This is a genomic window from Sphingobium sp. FW305-3-2-15-F-TSA7, assembly GCF_058787155.1.
In genome coordinates this window covers 104,593-121,240 of sequence record NZ_JBYSZM010000003.1, presented here as the reverse complement: position 1 = coordinate 121,240, position 16,648 = coordinate 104,593, and the positions used below count along the sequence as shown (strand labels likewise).

General features: G+C 60.0%; 16 protein-coding genes. 4 read left to right on the top strand and 12 right to left on the bottom strand.

Translation table 11 applies throughout. The annotated features are described in order from the left end of the window. Positions 1 to 195: 195 nt before the first annotated feature. On the bottom strand, positions 196 to 1,797 hold the full coding sequence (locus AC3WN8_RS02885; protein ID WP_492668018.1) for an isocitrate lyase: 1,602 nt from the start codon (positions 1,795 to 1,797) through the stop codon (positions 196 to 198). A 142-nt stretch (positions 1,798 to 1,939) separates the two neighbouring features. On the opposite strand from AC3WN8_RS02885, the gene AC3WN8_RS02880 reads away from it, so the two are divergent. Beyond that, positions 1,940 to 3,325 (top strand): helix-turn-helix domain-containing protein, encoded by a 1,386-nt coding sequence (locus AC3WN8_RS02880; protein ID WP_492667873.1) that lies wholly within the window; start codon positions 1,940 to 1,942, stop codon positions 3,323 to 3,325. A gap of 408 nt (positions 3,326 to 3,733) precedes the next feature. Here the strand turns inward: AC3WN8_RS02880 and AC3WN8_RS02875 are convergent, their stop codons facing one another. The 3 genes from AC3WN8_RS02875 to AC3WN8_RS02865 are packed head-to-tail and all read right to left on the bottom strand — an operon-like array spanning position 3,734 to position 4,457. After that, entirely contained in the window at positions 3,734 to 3,925 is a 192-nt protein-coding gene (locus AC3WN8_RS02875) for a hypothetical protein (protein ID WP_492667872.1), read from the bottom strand. A 51-nt stretch (positions 3,926 to 3,976) separates the two neighbouring features. Beyond that, positions 3,977 to 4,219: a hypothetical protein gene (locus AC3WN8_RS02870; protein ID WP_492667871.1), complete on the bottom strand. Its 243-nt coding sequence runs from the start codon at positions 4,217 to 4,219 to the stop codon at positions 3,977 to 3,979. A 31-nt stretch (positions 4,220 to 4,250) separates the two neighbouring features. After that, positions 4,251 to 4,457, bottom strand: coding sequence for a cold-shock protein (locus AC3WN8_RS02865; RefSeq protein ID WP_489068499.1), 207 nt, complete (start codon positions 4,455 to 4,457; stop codon positions 4,251 to 4,253). Positions 4,458 to 4,763: 306 nt separating this feature from the next. Between AC3WN8_RS02865 and cofE the strand changes: the two genes are divergently transcribed. The 3 genes from cofE to cofC are packed head-to-tail and all read left to right on the top strand — an operon-like array spanning position 4,764 to position 7,092. Next, positions 4,764 to 5,564, top strand: a complete 801-nt coding sequence (cofE, locus tag AC3WN8_RS02860; RefSeq protein ID WP_492667870.1) for a coenzyme F420-0:L-glutamate ligase — start codon at positions 4,764 to 4,766, stop codon at positions 5,562 to 5,564. Then, positions 5,561 to 6,496 carry a 2-phospho-L-lactate transferase gene (cofD, locus tag AC3WN8_RS02855; RefSeq protein ID WP_492667869.1) on the top strand — a complete coding sequence of 312 codons (936 nt, stop codon included), beginning with the start codon at positions 5,561 to 5,563 and terminating at the stop codon, positions 6,494 to 6,496. The genes cofE and cofD overlap by 4 nt, the downstream gene beginning before the upstream one ends. Beyond that, positions 6,493 to 7,092 carry a 2-phospho-L-lactate guanylyltransferase gene (cofC, locus tag AC3WN8_RS02850; RefSeq protein WP_492667868.1) on the top strand — a complete coding sequence of 200 codons (600 nt, stop codon included), beginning with the start codon at positions 6,493 to 6,495 and terminating at the stop codon, positions 7,090 to 7,092. The genes cofD and cofC overlap by 4 nt, the downstream gene beginning before the upstream one ends. On the opposite strand, the gene AC3WN8_RS02845 is transcribed toward cofC, so the two are convergent. The 8 genes from AC3WN8_RS02845 to AC3WN8_RS02810 all read right to left on the bottom strand — a co-directional run bounded on the left by AC3WN8_RS02845 (position 7,072) and on the right by AC3WN8_RS02810 (position 16,517). Further along, positions 7,072 to 7,386, bottom strand: a complete 315-nt coding sequence (locus tag AC3WN8_RS02845; RefSeq protein ID WP_492668017.1) for a type II toxin-antitoxin system RelE/ParE family toxin — start codon at positions 7,384 to 7,386, stop codon at positions 7,072 to 7,074. The two genes, cofC and AC3WN8_RS02845, sit on opposite strands and share 21 nt — an antisense overlap. A gap of 87 nt (positions 7,387 to 7,473) precedes the next feature. After that, positions 7,474 to 7,752: a ribbon-helix-helix domain-containing protein gene (locus tag AC3WN8_RS02840; protein ID WP_492667867.1), complete on the bottom strand. Its 279-nt coding sequence runs from the start codon at positions 7,750 to 7,752 to the stop codon at positions 7,474 to 7,476. 114 nt (positions 7,753 to 7,866) lie between these two features. Next, the gene (locus AC3WN8_RS02835; protein WP_492667866.1) at positions 7,867 to 8,265 is read right to left on the bottom strand and encodes a hypothetical protein; all 399 of its coding nucleotides are present in this window, start codon (positions 8,263 to 8,265) and stop codon (positions 7,867 to 7,869) included. 51 nt (positions 8,266 to 8,316) lie between these two features. Continuing rightward, on the bottom strand, positions 8,317 to 9,405 hold the full coding sequence (locus tag AC3WN8_RS02830) for an endonuclease NucS domain-containing protein (RefSeq protein WP_492667865.1): 1,089 nt from the start codon (positions 9,403 to 9,405) through the stop codon (positions 8,317 to 8,319). 65 nt (positions 9,406 to 9,470) lie between these two features. Further along, on the bottom strand, positions 9,471 to 12,614 hold the full coding sequence (locus tag AC3WN8_RS02825; protein WP_492667864.1) for a type I restriction endonuclease subunit R: 3,144 nt from the start codon (positions 12,612 to 12,614) through the stop codon (positions 9,471 to 9,473). Then, positions 12,614 to 13,633, bottom strand: a complete 1,020-nt coding sequence (locus AC3WN8_RS02820) for an SIR2 family protein (RefSeq protein WP_492667863.1) — start codon at positions 13,631 to 13,633, stop codon at positions 12,614 to 12,616. The genes AC3WN8_RS02825 and AC3WN8_RS02820 overlap by 1 nt, the downstream gene beginning before the upstream one ends. Next, positions 13,633 to 14,904: a restriction endonuclease subunit S gene (locus AC3WN8_RS02815; protein WP_492667862.1), complete on the bottom strand. Its 1,272-nt coding sequence runs from the start codon at positions 14,902 to 14,904 to the stop codon at positions 13,633 to 13,635. The genes AC3WN8_RS02820 and AC3WN8_RS02815 overlap by 1 nt, the downstream gene beginning before the upstream one ends. Then, positions 14,901 to 16,517: a type I restriction-modification system subunit M gene (locus AC3WN8_RS02810; RefSeq protein WP_492667861.1), complete on the bottom strand. Its 1,617-nt coding sequence runs from the start codon at positions 16,515 to 16,517 to the stop codon at positions 14,901 to 14,903. The genes AC3WN8_RS02815 and AC3WN8_RS02810 overlap by 4 nt, the downstream gene beginning before the upstream one ends. Positions 16,518 to 16,648 lie beyond the last annotated feature (131 nt).

The following is a 16,648-nucleotide window of genomic DNA, read 5'->3' as shown; positions in this document are numbered from 1 at the left end:
GCCAGCGAAGCTAAATCACGGCAAACAAGAACTAACCCGGAAAGGACAGCGCCCGCCGGTGGATTTCTCCACCGACGGGCGTGCTTTCCTCCCCAGGAAACTTTCAAAAGGCCGGTATTCCGGACCCCTCCACCACCGATCTTCGATCGGCGGTCCCCCTCCCCTTCAGGGAGGATCTTTATCGCAGCGTGCGGCTTAAGCTGCCTCGCTGAACTGGTTCATCGTGTTATCTTTTCCGCCGGCTTTCAGCGCGGCTTCACCGGCGAAATATTCCTTATGGTCGTCGCCGATGTCGGAGCCCGACATGTTCTGGTGCTTCACGCAGGCGATGCCCTGACGGATCTCCTTGCGCTGCACGCCGGCGACGTAGCCGAGCATGCCCTGCTCGCCGAAATACTCCTTGGCGAGATTGTCGGTGCTGAGCGCCGCGGTGTGATAGGTCGGCAGCGTGATCAGGTGATGGAAGATGCCGGCACGCTTGGCGGAATCGCGCTGGAAGGTGCGGATGCGCTCATCGGCTTCGGCCGCCAGTTCGCTCTCGTCATAGCTGGCGCTCATCAGGTTCGCACGGTCGTAATCCGACACATCCTTGCCCGCCTGGGTCCAGGCGTCGAACACCTGCTGGCGGAAATTGAGCGTCCAGTTGAACGACGGCGAATTGTTATAGACCAGCTTGGCGTTGGGAACGGCCTCGCGGATGCGGTCGACCATGCCCGCGATCTGCTCGATATGCGGCTTCTCGGTCTCGATCCACAACAGGTCGGCACCGTTCTGGAGCGAGGTGATGCAATCGAGCACGCAGCGATCCTCGCCGGTGCCGGCGCGGAACTGGAACAGGTTGCTGGGCAGCCGCTTGGGACGCAGCAGCTTGCCGTCGCGGTTGAGGATCACGTCGCCGTTGCGCGCGGTCGCCGGATCGATCTCCTCGCAATCGAGGAAGGAGTTGTACAGGTCGCCGATATCGCCCGGCTCCTTGCTCACCGCGATCTGCTTGGTCAGGCCGGCGCCGAGCGAGTCGGTGCGCGTGACGATGATGCCGTCCTCGACGCCCAGCTCGAGGAACGCGTAGCGGCAGGCGCGGACCTTCGCGAGGAAGTCCTCGTGCGGCACGGTGACCTTGCCGTCCTGATGGCCGCACTGCTTTTCGTCAGACACCTGATTCTCGATCTGCAGCGCGCAGGCGCCGGCTTCGATCATCTTCTTCGCGAGCAGATAGGTCGCCTCGGCATTGCCGAAACCGGCATCGATATCGGCGATGATCGGCACGACATGCGTCTGGAAGCCTTCGATCTTGGCGAGCGCGTCCTTTTCGCGGGCGGCATCGCCGGCGTCGCGCGCCGCGTCGACCTCACGGAACAGGCCGCCCAGCTCGCGCGCATCGGCCTGGCGCAGGAAGGTGTAGAGTTCCTCGATCAGCGCGGGCACGCTGGTCTTCTCATGCATCGACTGATCGGGCAGCGGCCCGAATTCGGAACGCAGCGCGGCAACCATCCAGCCGGACAGGTAAAGATATTTGCCCTTGGTGGTGCCGAAATGCTTCTTGATCGAGATCATCTTCTGCTGGCCGATAAAGCCGTGCCAGCAGCCCAGCGACTGGGTGTAATTGGCCGGATCGGCGTCATAGGCGGCCATGTCGGCACGCATGATCTTCGCGGTGTAGCGCGCAATGTCGAGCCCGGTCTGGAACCGGTTCTGCAGGCGCATGCGCGCGACCGCTTCGGCGCTGATCCCGTCCCATGTGCCGCTCTTGGAGCGGATGAGCTGGTCGGTCTGCGTGATATGATCCTGGTACGACATGGAACGGCCTTTCATTCGATTGACCATTTGATGGCGCAGGCGCGGACCGGGAGCGACTCAAGATTGTAAAGTTTCGTGTGCGAATGTCGCCTAGTGTCGCTCAAGGCTTGTCATTCTGTAAATAAAATTACAAGATCGCGCCATGGCCGAGACCAAATTGTTTGCCGGGCACGCGGTGAAGCGCGTGCGCCGCGCCCAGGGGATGACCCAGGCGGCGATGGCCGACGCGCTGGCGATCTCGCCCAGCTATCTCAACCTGGTCGAACGCAACCAGCGGCCATTGACCGCGGCGCTGATGCTGCGCCTGGCCGAGCGGTTCGATTTCGATCCGCGCGCGCTGGCCGCGGGCGAACCGGGCGGGGGGGCGGAGGCGATCCGCCGCCGCCTCGCCGATCCGATGTTCGCCGATCTGGAGATCGATCGCACCGAACTGGCCGACTGGCTGGCCGGCGCGCCGGGCGGGGCGGAGGCATTCGCGCGCGCCTTCGACGCGTTGCGCGCGGGCGCGGCACCCGCTCCGGAGGATGACGGCATTCCCGAAGTGCGGCGCGAGATCGAGCGCTGGCGCAATCATTTCCCCGATCTCGATGCGCAGGCGGAAACGCTGGCCGACGAATTGCGGCTGGGCGCGGGCGATCTTTACGGCGCGATCGCCGAGCGGCTGCGCGCCAAGCATCAGCTCGCGATCCGCATCCTGCCCGTCGACGTGATGCCCGACATTTTGCGCCGGCTCGACCTGCATGCCCGCCAGCTGCAGCTCTCCGAAACGCTCGACACCGCGTCGCGCACCTTTGCCGTCTCGTTCCAGCTCGCGCAGATCGAGGCGCGGGCGGAGGTCGATGCGCTGGTGCGTGGCGCCGGATTCGCCGAACGCGCGAGCGAACGGCTCTATCGCCGGCATCTGCTCGGCTATTTCGCCGCGGCGATCATGATGCCCTATGCGCGTTTCCTGCGCGCCTGCGAGGCGACGGGTTACGATGTCGAACTGCTCCAGCGCCGTTTCGGCGCCGGTTTCGAACAGGTGTCGCACCGGCTGACCACATTGCAGCGCGTCGGCGCGCGCGGCCTGCCTTTCTTCATGATCCGGATCGACCGGGCGGGGCAGGCGTCGAAACTCTATGCGGGCGCCAGCGGCGCGGCCCTGGCCGAAAGCCCGGTGCGCTGCCCGCTATGGCGGCTGCACAATGCGTTCGACCGGCCGGGCCGGCTGGTCCGCCATCTCGTCGCGCTGGAGGATGGCAGCCGCTGGTTCACGATCGCGCGCACCGTCCAGCCGCAGGGCCGCCGATATGGCGCGGTCGCCGCCGAATTCGCGATCGGGCTGGGGCTCGACGCAGCGCTCGCCACGCCGCTCGCGGCCGCGACGGGCATCGATCTGCGCGCCGGTCCGGCAACGCCGATCGGCCTCGGCTGCCGCCGCTGCACCCGCCCAGACTGCCCGCAACGCGCACACCCGCCGGCCGGGCGGACCCTGCTGATCAACGAACGCGAACGCGGGGTCTCACCGTTCAGCTTTGCGGGGGATTAGGGGGGCATCCATCGGGATGGAGGCACCCAAACTGTCATTCCCGCGAACGCGCACTGGTGTCCGGGATTTTATTCTGGGCATCCGGTGCGGTGCAGCAATTCCGTATGATGAGCCGCTCTTCTCGTTGTCGAGACATGATTTGGCTCCGTCGAACTCTCCATCGTCATTGCGAGCGAAGCGAAGCAATCCAGGGATGCTTCAACCGCTGGATTGCTTCGTCGCTACGCTCCTCGCAATGACGACGGTGGAGGTGAAATAAGCAGGAAATGCCTCCTCCCAGCACGGTCCAACCGAATCCCGGACACCAGTGCGCGCACGCGGGAATGACAAAGGATGGTCGATCCAGCCGCCAGCTCTCGCGGCCAACACGTCACGCCCGAGCCCTTCGGCCCGGGCGGACGCCCGCAATCAAGCGTCGGCCAGCCGATCCGCTTCGCGGCTTGCGCGCAGCGAATCGGTGTGGAGCAGCCTGTTGGCCATCTCGCGCCACGCCGCTTCGGATCGCCGACAGCGATCGCGGACATTGTCGAGCTTGGTGGCTTCGGCGTCGCGTGCGCATTCGGCGGCGCGCTGAAGGTAGAAATCGACGGTGGCGGACATGGCTCACTCCGGGTTGAGTGGGTCGGCGGACAAGGCGCCGCCGACTTGGGATCAGTCGATCATCTCTGCGACGATCCTGCGCAGCTCGGGCTGCGATAAAATGGCCGAAGCCGGAATTTCCGCCGCATATCGGACGGTCAGGCGCCGGTTGCGGCGCGATCTGGTCTTGGAATTGAAGAAATCGGGTAAATTACGCTGTGTTTGAATGTGCATGATGTCCTTGGGCGCGATACTGTGCGCCCCATGAAATGTGCCGGCCGGGCCGACCGGATCGAATGATCCGATCGCGCCCATGCCGGGGTTGGCGGGTTTCCCCGCCGGTCGGTCAGGCCGACTGCAGGTTGACTGCCGAGGTCTTGCCGCGGCGGTCGGTTTCCAGCTCGTAGCTCACGCGCTGATCCTTGTTGAGCGTCGCCATGCCGGCGCGCTCGACCGCGGTGATGTGCACGAAGCTGTCGCCCGAGCCGTCCTCATTGGCAATGAAGCCATAGCCCTTGTCGGTATTGAAGAATTTGACGGTGCCGATCGGCATGATGACTTCCTTTCACGAAAACAGGTTTCCCACGGGCGCAAAGCCGGTGGAGCAAGTAGCGTGGAGAGGAAGGATCAGCCGGTGGCATCAAATTCGTCGCAGGCGACGTTAGCGCGCCCTATATAGGGCCAATCCGGCGTTTTGGCAACGAAGGCGGGATTCCGCCGTTTTTGCGCCGCGAATCCGCGTCTCGCCCGATCCGCCACGCCCATCGCGCCTTTGCCGCAGAATCAGCGCGGGCGACGGCGCTTGACCTCGATCGGAAACCCGATCAACCGTCGCGGCCATCGCTTCATAAAGGGGCCCATGGCCGCAAATTCCCCCATTGGCGAGTCGGTCGCCCTGACCCTGACCGCCCTTGGCGGCATGCCCATGATCGCGCCCGGCGACGATCTGGCCGGCGCGATGCTGGCCGCGCTCGACGCGTCGGGACAGGTGCTGCGCGACGGCGACATCCTCGTGCTCGCGCAAAAGATCGTGTCGAAGGCCGAGGGGCGCATCGTCCGCCTGGCCGATGTCACCCCGTCGCCCGCCGCGCTCGAGCTCGCGCCGCGCTGTGCCAAGGATCCCCGCCTCGTCGAACTGATCCTGTCGGAAACCGAAGCGGTGATGCGCGTGCGCCCCGGTGTGCTGATCGTGCGCAACCGGCTCGGCCTCGTCCTCGCCAATGCCGGGATCGATCAGTCCAATGTCGATCAGGGCGCGGGTGAGACCGCTTTGCTGCTCCCCCTCGATCCCGACGCCACCTGCCGCGCGCTGCGTGCCGCGCTGCGTGCGCGGACCGGCGTCGATGTCGCGATCCTGATCATCGACAGCCTCGGCCGCGCCTGGCGCATGGGCACCACCGGCACCGCGATCGGCGTCGCCGGCATCGCCGGCCTGCTCGATTTGCGCGGCGCGCCCGATCTCCATGGCCGTAAGCTGGAGACCAGCGAACTCGGCCTGGCCGACGAGATCGCCGCCGCCGCTTCGCTCGCCATGGGCCAGGGCAATGAGGGGCGCCCGGTCGTGCTGATCCGCGGCCTCGTCCCCGGCGCCACCAGCCCCCGGCGCGACGGCAGCGCCGCCGAGCTGATCCGCCCCGCCCATCTGGACCTGTTCCCATGATCCTCGCACTTGCCGGGGGCGTCGGCGGCGCAAAGCTCGCCAACGGCCTCGCCGCCATCCTCCCGCCCGAACGACTGGTGATCGCCGTCAACACCGGCGACGATTTCGAGCATCTCGGCCTGCCGATCTGCCCCGATATCGATACCGTCGCCTATACGCTGGCGGGCATCAACGATCCCGTCCAGGGCTGGGGCATAAAGGGCGAGAGCTGGGCGTTCATGGACGCGATGGCCAGGCTGGGCGGGGAGACATGGTTCAAGCTGGGCGATCGCGACCTCGCCACCCATATCCGCCGCCGCGAACTGCTGGCCGCCGAACACAGCCTGTCCGACGTCACCGCGATGCTGACCCGGGCGCTCGGCATTACCCACACGATCGTGCCGATGAGCGACGCGCCGGTGCGCTCGATCGTCTCGACCGATCAGGGCGATCTGCCCTTCCAGGACTATTTTGTCCGCCTGCAATGCCGCCCGCGCTTCCACACGATCCGCTTCGACGGCGCGGACAGCGCGACGCCCTCGCCCGGCCTGTCCGCCGCGCTCGCCGATCCGGCGCTGGAGGCGATCATCATCTGCCCGTCCAACCCGATCCTCAGCATCGCGCCGATCCTGTCGCTGCCCGGCCTGCGCGCCAGCATCGCGGCGGCAAGGGTGCCGGTGGTCGCGGTCTCGCCCTTTATCGGCGGACAGGCGGTAAAGGGCCCCGCCGCCAAGATCATGGCGGAGCTGGGCCTGGCCACCACGCCCGACGCGGTCGTCGCGCAATATGACGGGCTGCTCGACGGACTGGTGATCGACCGCGCCGACGCGGAAGGCGCCACCCCGGCGATGCTGGTGACCGACACGCTGATGCGCAATCCCGACGACCAGCGCCGTTTGGCCGCCGAAACCCTCGCCTTCGCGCGCACCCTGTCCGCCGGCGGGCACAGGTGAAGCCCTATATCCTGATCCCCGTGCGCCCCTTCGAAGAGGGCAAGACCCGCCTCGCCACCGTGCTCGGCCCCGCCGAACGCACCGCGCTCAACCGGCGCTTCTTCGATCATGTGTTCGGCGTGGCATGCCAGGCGGTGGGCCCGGCGCGATGCATCGTGGTCAGCCGCTCGGCGGAGGTACGCGATCTGGCGGAGGCGGTCGGGGCGCGGGCGGTGGTGGAGGCCGGCAACGATCTCAACGCGGCACTGACGCAGGGAGCGGGGGAAGTGCCGGCGGGCCAGGCGGTGCTGGTGCTGAGCACGGACTTGCCGGGGCTTGGGGTGGATGATGTCGAGGCGATGATAAATGCGGTGGAACGCGCCGATATTGCGATCGCATCCGATGCGCTGGCGCGCGGCACCAATGCGTTGATGCTGCGGCGGGTCGATCTGATACCGTTTCGCTATGGGCCCGACAGCTTCGCGTCGCATATCGACGCCGCCGCCATTGCGGAGATGACAATCGAACGCGTCTACCGCCCAGGCCTGGCAATGGATGTCGATACGCCTGATCAACTGGCACTTATGCCGGACGTTTTAAGCGGTGCGATCGGGTAGAACCCAACCTTGCAAAGCTGGAGCGTTGATCCAGGAATGCAAGGATGATCGAGCGCAGAAGGCTGATCCGCCTATTCCGATTCGCTCAGAATAGCCTCGAAATCCTGCCCGCCACAAAAAGATGCCGAGGATCCACACCTGATCATCCTCTACGGCGTAGGCGATGGTGATCCGGCGCCGAAAGGTCACCGTCCGTAGTCCGGGGCGCAGATCGTCTCGCGGCGTCCCCCGGTGCGGAACTTCCGAAAGCCTCTCGCACCGGTCGACGATCGCAGCCGCATAGCGTTGGGCTATTTCGGACGACGCTTCCCGGGCGATGTAGCGATGTAAGGCAAGAAGCTGCTCCTGCCTCGGGTGCGAAGGCGATCGCGTAAGGCATGGTCAGCGCGAGCGCTTGCCGTCATTTCCCTCAGCAGCGAGCGACGTCCGCACATCGTCGATCGATCGGGCACGCGAAGGATCGGCCTTCAGCCTGTCATAAGCAGGTACGACCTCACCGTTCAGCCAGGCGTCCATTGCCTTGTCCCGCGCCTGAAGAGCGCGAAGTCCTTCGCGGATGACCTCGCTCTCGCTGGCATATTGCCTCGACGCCACGTTGGCCTTGATCTGCGCCGCCATCTCGTTCGGCAGGGTGATGCTCAACTGCTGGATAGAACGCATATATCGACTCCTATCGCCGATGGGATTCAATCCTACTCGCTCCGCGGATCAACGCACCGTTGAGTGGGAGCCGTCATTGGCAGACCATAGGCCATCGAAATCGCCGCTCTGCCGTCAGGGCCGCTCTTCCTTGCCTGTGAAGAAGGTGACGACAACGCCGTCCTGGATCTTGAACGTTCCTTGAGCTGTCTTGAGGCCACGTGCACCCACCGCGATCGCGTCGCGCAATGCGGCGCTGGCGATTTCCCGGCGATATATTTCCAGGTCCATGCCGTGATGCCGCTCCATCCAACGGACCAGGGCATGATCCGCGATTGTCACGCCATTGCGAAGCTCGAGTCGTGCTGTTTCCAGTACGTCCTGCTCCTTCTTCAGCTGAGCCGCCTCGCTGTCCAGCTCCCCCATTTCCTTGCTAAGCTGGCGCTTGGCTTGCGCAATTTCGTGAAGCCGGAACTCGATCTGTGCGATCCGATCGACAATGCTTGGTCCGGGCGCATGAACTTCTTCTGTCATTATATCCCGACCGCCTTCATCGTCTCATCACCAATGATCTTGACCGTTCAATCAGGGCAACGTCCAGCGCTCTTTCAATCGCTCAACTGTACCGCGCCATTTCGGCGTGGTCGGCTTGCAGACGGTGTTCTGATTGCCGAACATGCCGATTTCGTTGATCGCCTCTTCCAGCGGCACGCTGTGGATCCAGCGAACGGGCACAAAATATTCCATCCGTTCCGGATCATCGATAAATTCGCGGTGGTAAGTCGCACCCGTGAGAAGGGTAGAGGCGGGCTGTTCTCCGGTGTCTGTCTGCAGTGAAAAGGTGGTTATAGGCTCGCGCGGCCCAATAACTTCGCCGATGCCCACAAATCCATAGCCTGGCGCCTTCACCCAAACATGGTCTCCAATGTTGAGCAATTTGAGTGTGTTGCTGTACCAAGTGCCGCCGCCGGCACTAACGAATCCGTATTTCCGAGCCTCGGTCCAATTGCGCGTATGGCCGTGCCCGAAACAGGCATAAAATTGGCCATTCCAAGGCTCGCGCTCTCTCGTTCCACCCGTTTTTTGTACTGCCGCATTGACCTGCGTTTCGACCGGATCGAGGAGCCATGCCCGGCTCAATAGCTGCTGATCTCCATGTTCAAAGACCTGAAAACATAGGACATTGATGGCGATCCCGCGCTCACTCAGATACTCGACAATCCGTTCGCTACTCTCGTCCAAATATGCGGCGACGATGACGATTTCATGCTCTTCATTCAAGGTTTCTTCGTCGAGGGGTTGGCTGAAATATGCCTGAAAATCACCTGCCAGACTCTTTCCAGGCGCGAACCGGCCGTAGATTGCCGCAATGTCATCGGCCTCAAGTCCCTCCACCCAACAGGCATAATCCAACGCTTGGGCGACGACGTCCCGCGGCGTGCGATCGCGTTTCAGTTCGATAAGCACGAGAGCGCCATCGGGTGCGATGGCTAATAGATCGACTACACCACCATTTCCGGTGCGCTCCTGTCTCCCGATCAGCATCCACTCATCAGAAAGGATACGCGGCGCAGCCACAATCATATTTTCGAGTTGGCGTTCCGATTGGAGTCTGACTTCCGATAAATATTGAGGTTGGTTTCCGACTGTCCAGATTGCGCTTCTAATTGCCATGAGATCGATTTCCCATTTGGGCGGTATGTCCGCCAGTAGGTTGGTTTATCAAGTCTCTGAATTCTCTAATTTGAAGCGCAATCACGTAATAAAAGCTCTGCTTGCTGGAGTACTGTTTGAACGGCGTCATCGGCAAGGTCAGGTGGATACCCGTAACGCTTTAAGATGCGCTTCACGAGAATGCGCATTCGAGCGCGAGCGCTCTCTCTTTTATGCCAGTCGACCGTTACATTCCCCTGAAGTTGTATTACCAGCTCATGGGCGATTATCTTCAAGCGGTCGTTGCCCATCGCTTCAACCGCGTTCTCGTTGTCGGCGAGCGCATCATAGAATGCCAGTTCTTCAGCTGACATCCCCAGTTCGTCGCCCCGATTGCCCGACGCGCGAATTTCTTTCGCGAGCGTGATCAGCTCTTGGATCATCTCCAACGCGGAAATCATGTTCGCGTGATAGCGGGCGACTGCTTCCTCCAGCCGCCGGGAGAATGCGCGCGCCTCGACATGATTGCTCTTTGCGCGGCTCGCTATCTCGCCGGTCAACAGCTTCTTGAGCGCTTCCAGTGCCAGGTTCTTTTGCTTGAACTGCGCCATTTCGGTGAGGAATTCATCCGACAGAATGGATATGTCGGGCGACTGAATTCCTGCAGCTTTCAGGACATCGACAATCTCCGCGTCAACGACGGCACGATCAATCAGCTGCCTGATCGCGAACGTTCGATCGTTTGTCGAAATCTTGTCGCGCTCGTCTGATTTGACCAGTGCTGCCCTGATTGCCTCAAAGAAACCGACTTCGTCGCGAACCTCGCTAGCGAAGGTGCTGGCGGCAGCAAGCGCGAATGCTTTGGACAGACTCAATACCATTGCGCCATAGGCCCGGTGTGCCCGCTTGGCGTCCTCCGGGTCCTTGGCCTTCCGCGCCTCCTCTTCCTGCCAGCGAAGGACTAGATTAAGTCCTCCTGCCAGTGTCGCCAGCTTTTGCTGCGGTGTACCTTGCAGGGCAGCGCGATACTCAAAGCCGTGGAACAGCCCTGCCACGCGGTCATGCCATTCCATCAGCGCGGCGACAGCATCCTCTTCCTTGATTCCAACCTTTTGCTGATCGCCGGGACTGTAATCCGCCAGCGCGGATCGGAGGTTCTGCGCGATCCCTATATAGTCGACGATCAGACCACCGGGTTTGTCGCTAAACACGCGGTTCACGCGTGCAATGGCCTGCATAAGTCCATGCCCCCGCATCGGCTTGTCGACATACATCGTGTTCATGCACGGCGCATCGAACCCGGTCAGCCACATGTCTCGCACAATCACCAGCTTCAGGGGGTCGTCGACGTTCCGCGCCCGCGCGGCCAGCGTGTCCCTGCGCCGCTTGCTACCGATATGCTGCTGCCAGTCCTTGGGGTCCGACGCGGCACCGGTCATCACGATCTTGACCGTACCCTTCTCGTCATCCGTCGAATGCCAAGTTGGCCGCAGTGCGACGATTTCCTTGTAGAGTCCAACACAAATGCGCCTGCTCATGCAGACCGCCATCGCCTTGCCTTCCAGTGCCTCCAGCCGGGCTTCAAGGTGTGTAACCAGATCAAGCGCAATCTGCTTCAGCCGCTTGTGCGACCCGACCAGCGCCTCGACATTCGACCATTTCGCCTTAAACTTCTCGGCTTCGGTCAGCGTATCGTCTTCGACCAGCGCCTCAATCTCCGCGTCGATCAGAGGCTTCTCGTCTTCGTTTAGCTCAATGCGCGCCAGGCGACTCTCATAATAGATTGGGACAGTCGCCCCGTCCTCCACCGCGCGCGAAATGTCGTAAATATCGATATAATTGCCGAAGATAGCAGGAGTGTTCTTGTCGCTGCCTTCAATGGGAGTCCCTGTGAAGCCGATGAAAGACGCATTGGGCAAGGCTTGCCGGATATAATGGGCATAGCCATAGCGTTTCACGCCAGTATTCGTGTCGAACTTGGCGGCGAGGCCATACTGGCTGCGATGTGCTTCGTCGGCGACCACGATCACATTGCGGCGATCGGTAAGTTGCGGGAAGGTTTCTTCGCTCCCGACGGGTGAGAATTTCTGCACTGTCGTAAAAATCACGCCACCTGCGGAACGATCCAATAATCGCTTCAGGTCGTCACGGCTTTCCGCTTGCTGCGGCCTCTGACGGATCAGATCATTGCACAGGCTGAAGGTCCCAAACAACTGATCGTCTAAGTCGTTGCGGTCGGTCAGAACGACGATCGTCGGGTTTTCCAGTTCCGCCGACGTAACAGCCAGCCCAGCAAAGAACGCCATAAGGAAGCTCTTACCCGACCCTTGCGTGTGCCAGATCACGCCGATCTTGCGGTCACCATCCGGACGGCTTGAGTAGATGGCTTCGCGCAGCGCCTTTTGCGCGCCATGGAACTGGTGGTAGCCCGCGACGATCTTGAACGGCCCATCGCCCTTGTCGCCAAAGACGGTGAAATCTCGGATCAGGCGAAGAAAATTCCGGGGGGCGAACACGCCGCGCAGCAGCGTGTCGAGTTCGGGCGTACCGGGGGGGGCATAGTCGTCGCCATTCACCGTGCGCCACGGCATGAATCGCTCCTCGTCTGCGGTCAGCGACCCCATCCGCGCCTTGATCCCGTCCGATGTGACCAGCACGGCATTAGTACGAAATAGCGATGGGACTTGATCCTTGTAGGTCTCGATCTGCCGGAAAGCCGCCGAAAGCGTCGCATTTTCTATTTCCGGACTTTTCAGCTCCAGGACCGCCAGCGGCAAGCCATTTACGAATAGCACCAGATCGGGCCGTCGGTTGGATCGTCCCTCAATCAGTGTGAACTGATTGACCACGAGCCAATCGTTGGCGTCGACATGGTCGAAGTCGATCAGCCAGACCTTGCCGCCCGCGACCCGCCCGTCGAGTAAGCGATAGTCGACGTCGATTCCTTGGATCAAGTAGCGGTGAATCCGCCGATTTTCCTCGATCAGATTCGGCGTTTCACTCGTCAGGAGTTTGCGCAACGCCGATTCGATCGCATCGGCCGGCAGCGAAGGGTTGATCTGTGCGACCCACCGCTCCAATCGGGGGATCAGTACGGCATCAGAATAGCTTGGGCGCTGGGGCGCCACGCCATCGGGAGCGATATCCTGCCCGTGGAGATATAGCCAGCCGAGCGACTTGAGCGTCTCGATGCTCACAAGCTCCACATGATCTTCCCGCACGAAGGCCATTAGAAACCGCCCTCGACCATGGTGATTAAGAGGTCTTCGATGGATTTGTCATGCTGACCGGGCGGATAATAGATTGGATATATGGACGCACTAGAAAGCTGTGTAAGCCTCATGCCTCTCGCCTTATCTCCCGGAAACGGTAAAAAAGCGTAATGTCTAGTAGGGTGATCACCCGAAGTGATTTTTATAGAACGGAATGCTTCAAAAACTCTATCGGTGACTAAGCTACAACCGAGAAAGAGCACGCTGCGAATACCAAGCAAGCGACCAAGCGTGGACTCAAATGCCGCCGAATCTTGATAAGCTGCATCATACTCTGAGCGCGTTAGAACGCGATCCTCATGAGTGTCGGCTTCACCATGAAGGCGTAAAAGGGAATGGGGGACGTCCCCTAGCCGTTGTACTGCCTGTCTTAACTGACTGCCTCTGAATTTCTCGGAGAAATTAGAATTTGCCTCATCGTATACGTGGTCTAAGACATAGTCGAAATTTGTGGTTATGACCTCCGCATTAAAAAGCTCTGGTAGGCAGCAAACTGGACCATTTACTTTCTTTATGAAGCGACCCATGGTATTGTGGATTTGCTCAGAAAGAGCATCTGAGCCAAGGGTGTCGAGTATTTTTTGCGCCGCCTCTTCATATTTTCCATAATCAAGATCTGACTTCACTTCAGCCATTTTATCCGGAAAATCTTCTAGTAGATCCAAAAGAAATGGTCCCCATAAAGGGTATCCGCTGGCATAGGACATTCCAGCACCAACGAAAGGCAGTATTTGCCGACTTCGAAAACGGTCGAACATGGCGTTGAAACGCTTCAAAGAGCCATACTTAGTTAAAAATTCGTATGCGCGCTCCTTAGCCTCTACCTTTCGCTCCCCTATCCAGTCGACGAAGTGGGCTTCATAGTCATGTGCGGCCATTGTCTTAAACACGCTGGCGGTCGGAAATACCTGCCCCGCTATATTCACGGGATAATCTGTATCGAGATAATTCTCGAAGCGCTTCCTGAAATATTCCATCAGCACACTGACCGGTCGGCATGCGCCACGCGTACCTCACCGGATATCAAACGAGGTAGGAGGTAGTCGCGAGTTTCGGCGAGGGTGCGGTTTTCCGAGTTGGCTGCGTCGAGGCGCTGACGTAGCAGTCCCACCAGATCGTCAAAAGCTGCAAGCACAGGCTGCGGGGGCCTGACCACGCCAAGGCGATAAGCGTTATTCCGGTTCAGTCCTGGAACGGCGGCATCGGTATTCATGGTTTCTAAGCCTAGCGTTCCCAGGAGCTGCCACAAGAAGTTGAGTGGATAATCTTCCTTCGGTTCGACATAAAAGACGGTGTCTATTGCGAAAAAATCGTCTGGTTCCCAAAACAGGCTGCCTACCGTACCCTTTCTTCCAACAACAATACCCGGTCCTTTGACCAGCGCAGTGTCATGAGAGCCGCCTATTCCGCCGGAGCCGTATACCGGAACCTTACCTCCCGTTCGTGCTGCCTTGGGCAGAGACTTCCCGTATGCTAGGTTCAACATATTATCCAACGTGCCCAATGGCCACCCTCTGGGAAGGCCGTCATCGCCCAGCGCATTTGGGAAGCGAGCTGCGATATCAATGGCAAGGGCTGAATCGAGAATCAGGCCGCCAAGGATAGCGAAGGGATCGCTAACGCCCTCGGCCTTGCGGCGGACGGGGCCGAAATCGACGAACCAGTCCTGGAAAATTGCCTGCGCCATCCCGTCAAGTGCCTCACTAATCCGCCGGTTGAGTTCGATCTTGTCATCAAACCGACTGATAGCGCTCGCTATCTCCGCTTGCGCCTCCAGTTCCGGCCAATCTATTGGCGTCCGACGAAGGATCCCGAGATTAATATGGGGCACTCCGACTTGAATAGTAACTTTCTGAAGATACTCCGCAAAAAATGGGGATTTCAGATAATAATACACAAAATCTCGATCAGCGATTCGCGGGTCAACTGAAATTGCCATCTGGCTTTGCGAAATAATGAACTTACTATAACCCGTATCTTCTGGAATTATAGATACTTGTCCTAGAGTTCCTCTTTGCGTAACAATAATGTTGCCTACGCCAGCCATGTTTGTACTTAGAGATGTCTTGGCTTTTTGAGGGGAGACAAAGGCGAATTTTCCGCCAATCCAACGGCCCGCGTACTCCATATTGCTACCACGAATGACAGGAATCCCCTCACTTGTGTAATCTGCTTGGGTAAGATTGGATCCAAACGGCCCACCGATCACTCGCTTGTCACCGCCTACGCGTTCGCCGAGAGTCGTCATTCACTCGCGGCCTTGAAAATCACATCCTCGATTCGCTTTTCCAGCGATCGGCCGGATGCGAACTGCGCCTCCAGCTTCGAACGCAATTCCGAGAAACGCTCTTTAAACGAAATGCCGTCACTCTCCACCGCTTCGCTGCCGACATAGTTGCCCGGTGTCAGAATATAATCTTCCTTGGCGATTACCGCCCTCTCCGCGCTGCGGCAGAAGCCCGGAACGTCAACGTACGGCTCCAGCCCTAGCGCCACCAGATTCTCCGGCTTGGCGCGCCAACGATGATAGGCCCCCGTGATCTTCGCGACATCGGCGTCACTAAAGTCACGTCGGGTGCGGTCCACCATATACCCCATTTTGCGGGCGTCGATGAACAGCGTCTCCCCTATTCGGTTGCGATGACCGTTAGCGCTCTTGTCGCGTGCCAGAAACCACAAGCAAGCGGGAATCTGAGTCGAGTAGAAGAGCTGCCCGGGCAGCGCGATCATGCAATCGACCGCGTCCTTCTCCACCATCTGTCGCCGGATATCGCCTTCGCCGCCAGATTGGCTGCTCATCGATCCGTTTGCCAGCACTACGCCGGCGGTACCGCGCGGGGCCAGGTGATGATAGATATGCGACAGCCAGGCGAAATTTGCATTGCCGTGCGGCGGGGTGCCAAAATGCTGCCACCGCGCATCTTCGGCGAGGCTTTCGCGCCACCAGTCCGACACGTTGAACGGCGGATTGGCCATGCTGAAATCGAACTTCATTGTGGGAAAGGCATCGCGGAGGAAGCTGCCCTCATTGTTCCACTGAATATCCGCATCGATCCCGCGCACGGCCAAGTTCATCTTGGCCAGTTTCCAGGTCGTGTTGTTCCGCTCCTGTCCGTAGATGCTTATCTGTCGCTTGGCTTTCTCGATATCCTTCTGATCTGCATGATCTTCGATGAATTGCTCGGACTGGATGAACATACCACCCGACCCGCAACACGGATCGTATACGCGCCCCTTATAGGGCTCCAGCATCTCTACGATCACCCGGACTACCGAGCGCGGTGTAAAAAACTCTCCGCCGCGCCGTCCTTCCGCCCCCGCGAAACCAGACAGGAAATATTCGTATGCACGGCCTAGTAGGTCAGTCGGTTTGCCATCCTGCCCGCGCATGTCGATGTTAGAAAACAGCATAACCAAATCGGCGATCATCACCTTGTCGAGCGTTGGCCGGCCATAATCTTTGGGTAATACGCCCTTCAGCGTGGCTTCGTTGGCTTTCTCGATCGACTCCATCGCAGCATCGATCAAACCTCCGATATCAACCTTACGCTCGGTGCCCGTCACCGGGTCAACGATCAGGATATCTCGGGCCCGGGCGTTCGTCTTCAGATTGGCCCAACGCGCGATCGGGGGCACCCAGAAAACGCGTTCCGCCAGATATTCTTCGGGATCCTCTGGGTCTGCAAACTCCTCCTGTTCCAGTTTTGCGTGTTGGATATCGAAGGCGTCCGATACATATTTGAGGAAAATCAAGCCTAGAGCGACATGCTTATATTCCGACGGCTCCAGGTTGCCGCGCAGCTTATCCGCCGCTTTAAAAAGCTCTGCTTCAAATCCCAAATCAGTGCCAGACACGGCCACGCCCTCATCTCCCGAGAATTCGCGAAAAGGAATAGCAGTCTCAAGGCCACGGGCAACATGAGAACTGATCCAAAATTGGATGAATACCGCGCGTGCGTTTCTTTTGAGGTTCTCGACTGCTCGCAATCATC

Excerpts from the sequence above, each read along its gene's own strand:
- AC3WN8_RS02830 (WP_492667865.1), bottom strand. The coding sequence starts at position 9,405 with ATGGCAATTAGAAGCGCAATCTGGACAGTCGGAAACCAACCTCAATAT.
- AC3WN8_RS02880 (WP_492667873.1), top strand. The coding sequence starts at position 1,940 with ATGGCCGAGACCAAATTGTTTGCCGGGCACGCGGTGAAGCGCGTGCGC.
- cofE (WP_492667870.1), top strand. The coding sequence starts at position 4,764 with ATGGCCGCAAATTCCCCCATTGGCGAGTCGGTCGCCCTGACCCTGACC.
- AC3WN8_RS02820 (WP_492667863.1), bottom strand. The coding sequence starts at position 13,633 with ATGGAATATTTCAGGAAGCGCTTCGAGAATTATCTCGATACAGATTAT.
- AC3WN8_RS02875 (WP_492667872.1), bottom strand. The coding sequence starts at position 3,925 with ATGTCCGCCACCGTCGATTTCTACCTTCAGCGCGCCGCCGAATGCGCA.
- AC3WN8_RS02835 (WP_492667866.1), bottom strand. The coding sequence starts at position 8,265 with ATGACAGAAGAAGTTCATGCGCCCGGACCAAGCATTGTCGATCGGATC.
- AC3WN8_RS02865 (WP_489068499.1), bottom strand. The coding sequence starts at position 4,457 with ATGCCGATCGGCACCGTCAAATTCTTCAATACCGACAAGGGCTATGGC.
- AC3WN8_RS02840 (WP_492667867.1), bottom strand. The coding sequence starts at position 7,752 with ATGCGTTCTATCCAGCAGTTGAGCATCACCCTGCCGAACGAGATGGCG.
- AC3WN8_RS02825 (WP_492667864.1), bottom strand. The coding sequence starts at position 12,614 with ATGGCCTTCGTGCGGGAAGATCATGTGGAGCTTGTGAGCATCGAGACG.
- AC3WN8_RS02870 (WP_492667871.1), bottom strand. The coding sequence starts at position 4,219 with ATGGGCGCGATCGGATCATTCGATCCGGTCGGCCCGGCCGGCACATTT.
- AC3WN8_RS02815 (WP_492667862.1), bottom strand. The coding sequence starts at position 14,904 with ATGACGACTCTCGGCGAACGCGTAGGCGGTGACAAGCGAGTGATCGGT.
- AC3WN8_RS02885 (WP_492668018.1), bottom strand. The coding sequence starts at position 1,797 with ATGTCGTACCAGGATCATATCACGCAGACCGACCAGCTCATCCGCTCC.
- cofD (WP_492667869.1), top strand. The coding sequence starts at position 5,561 with ATGATCCTCGCACTTGCCGGGGGCGTCGGCGGCGCAAAGCTCGCCAAC.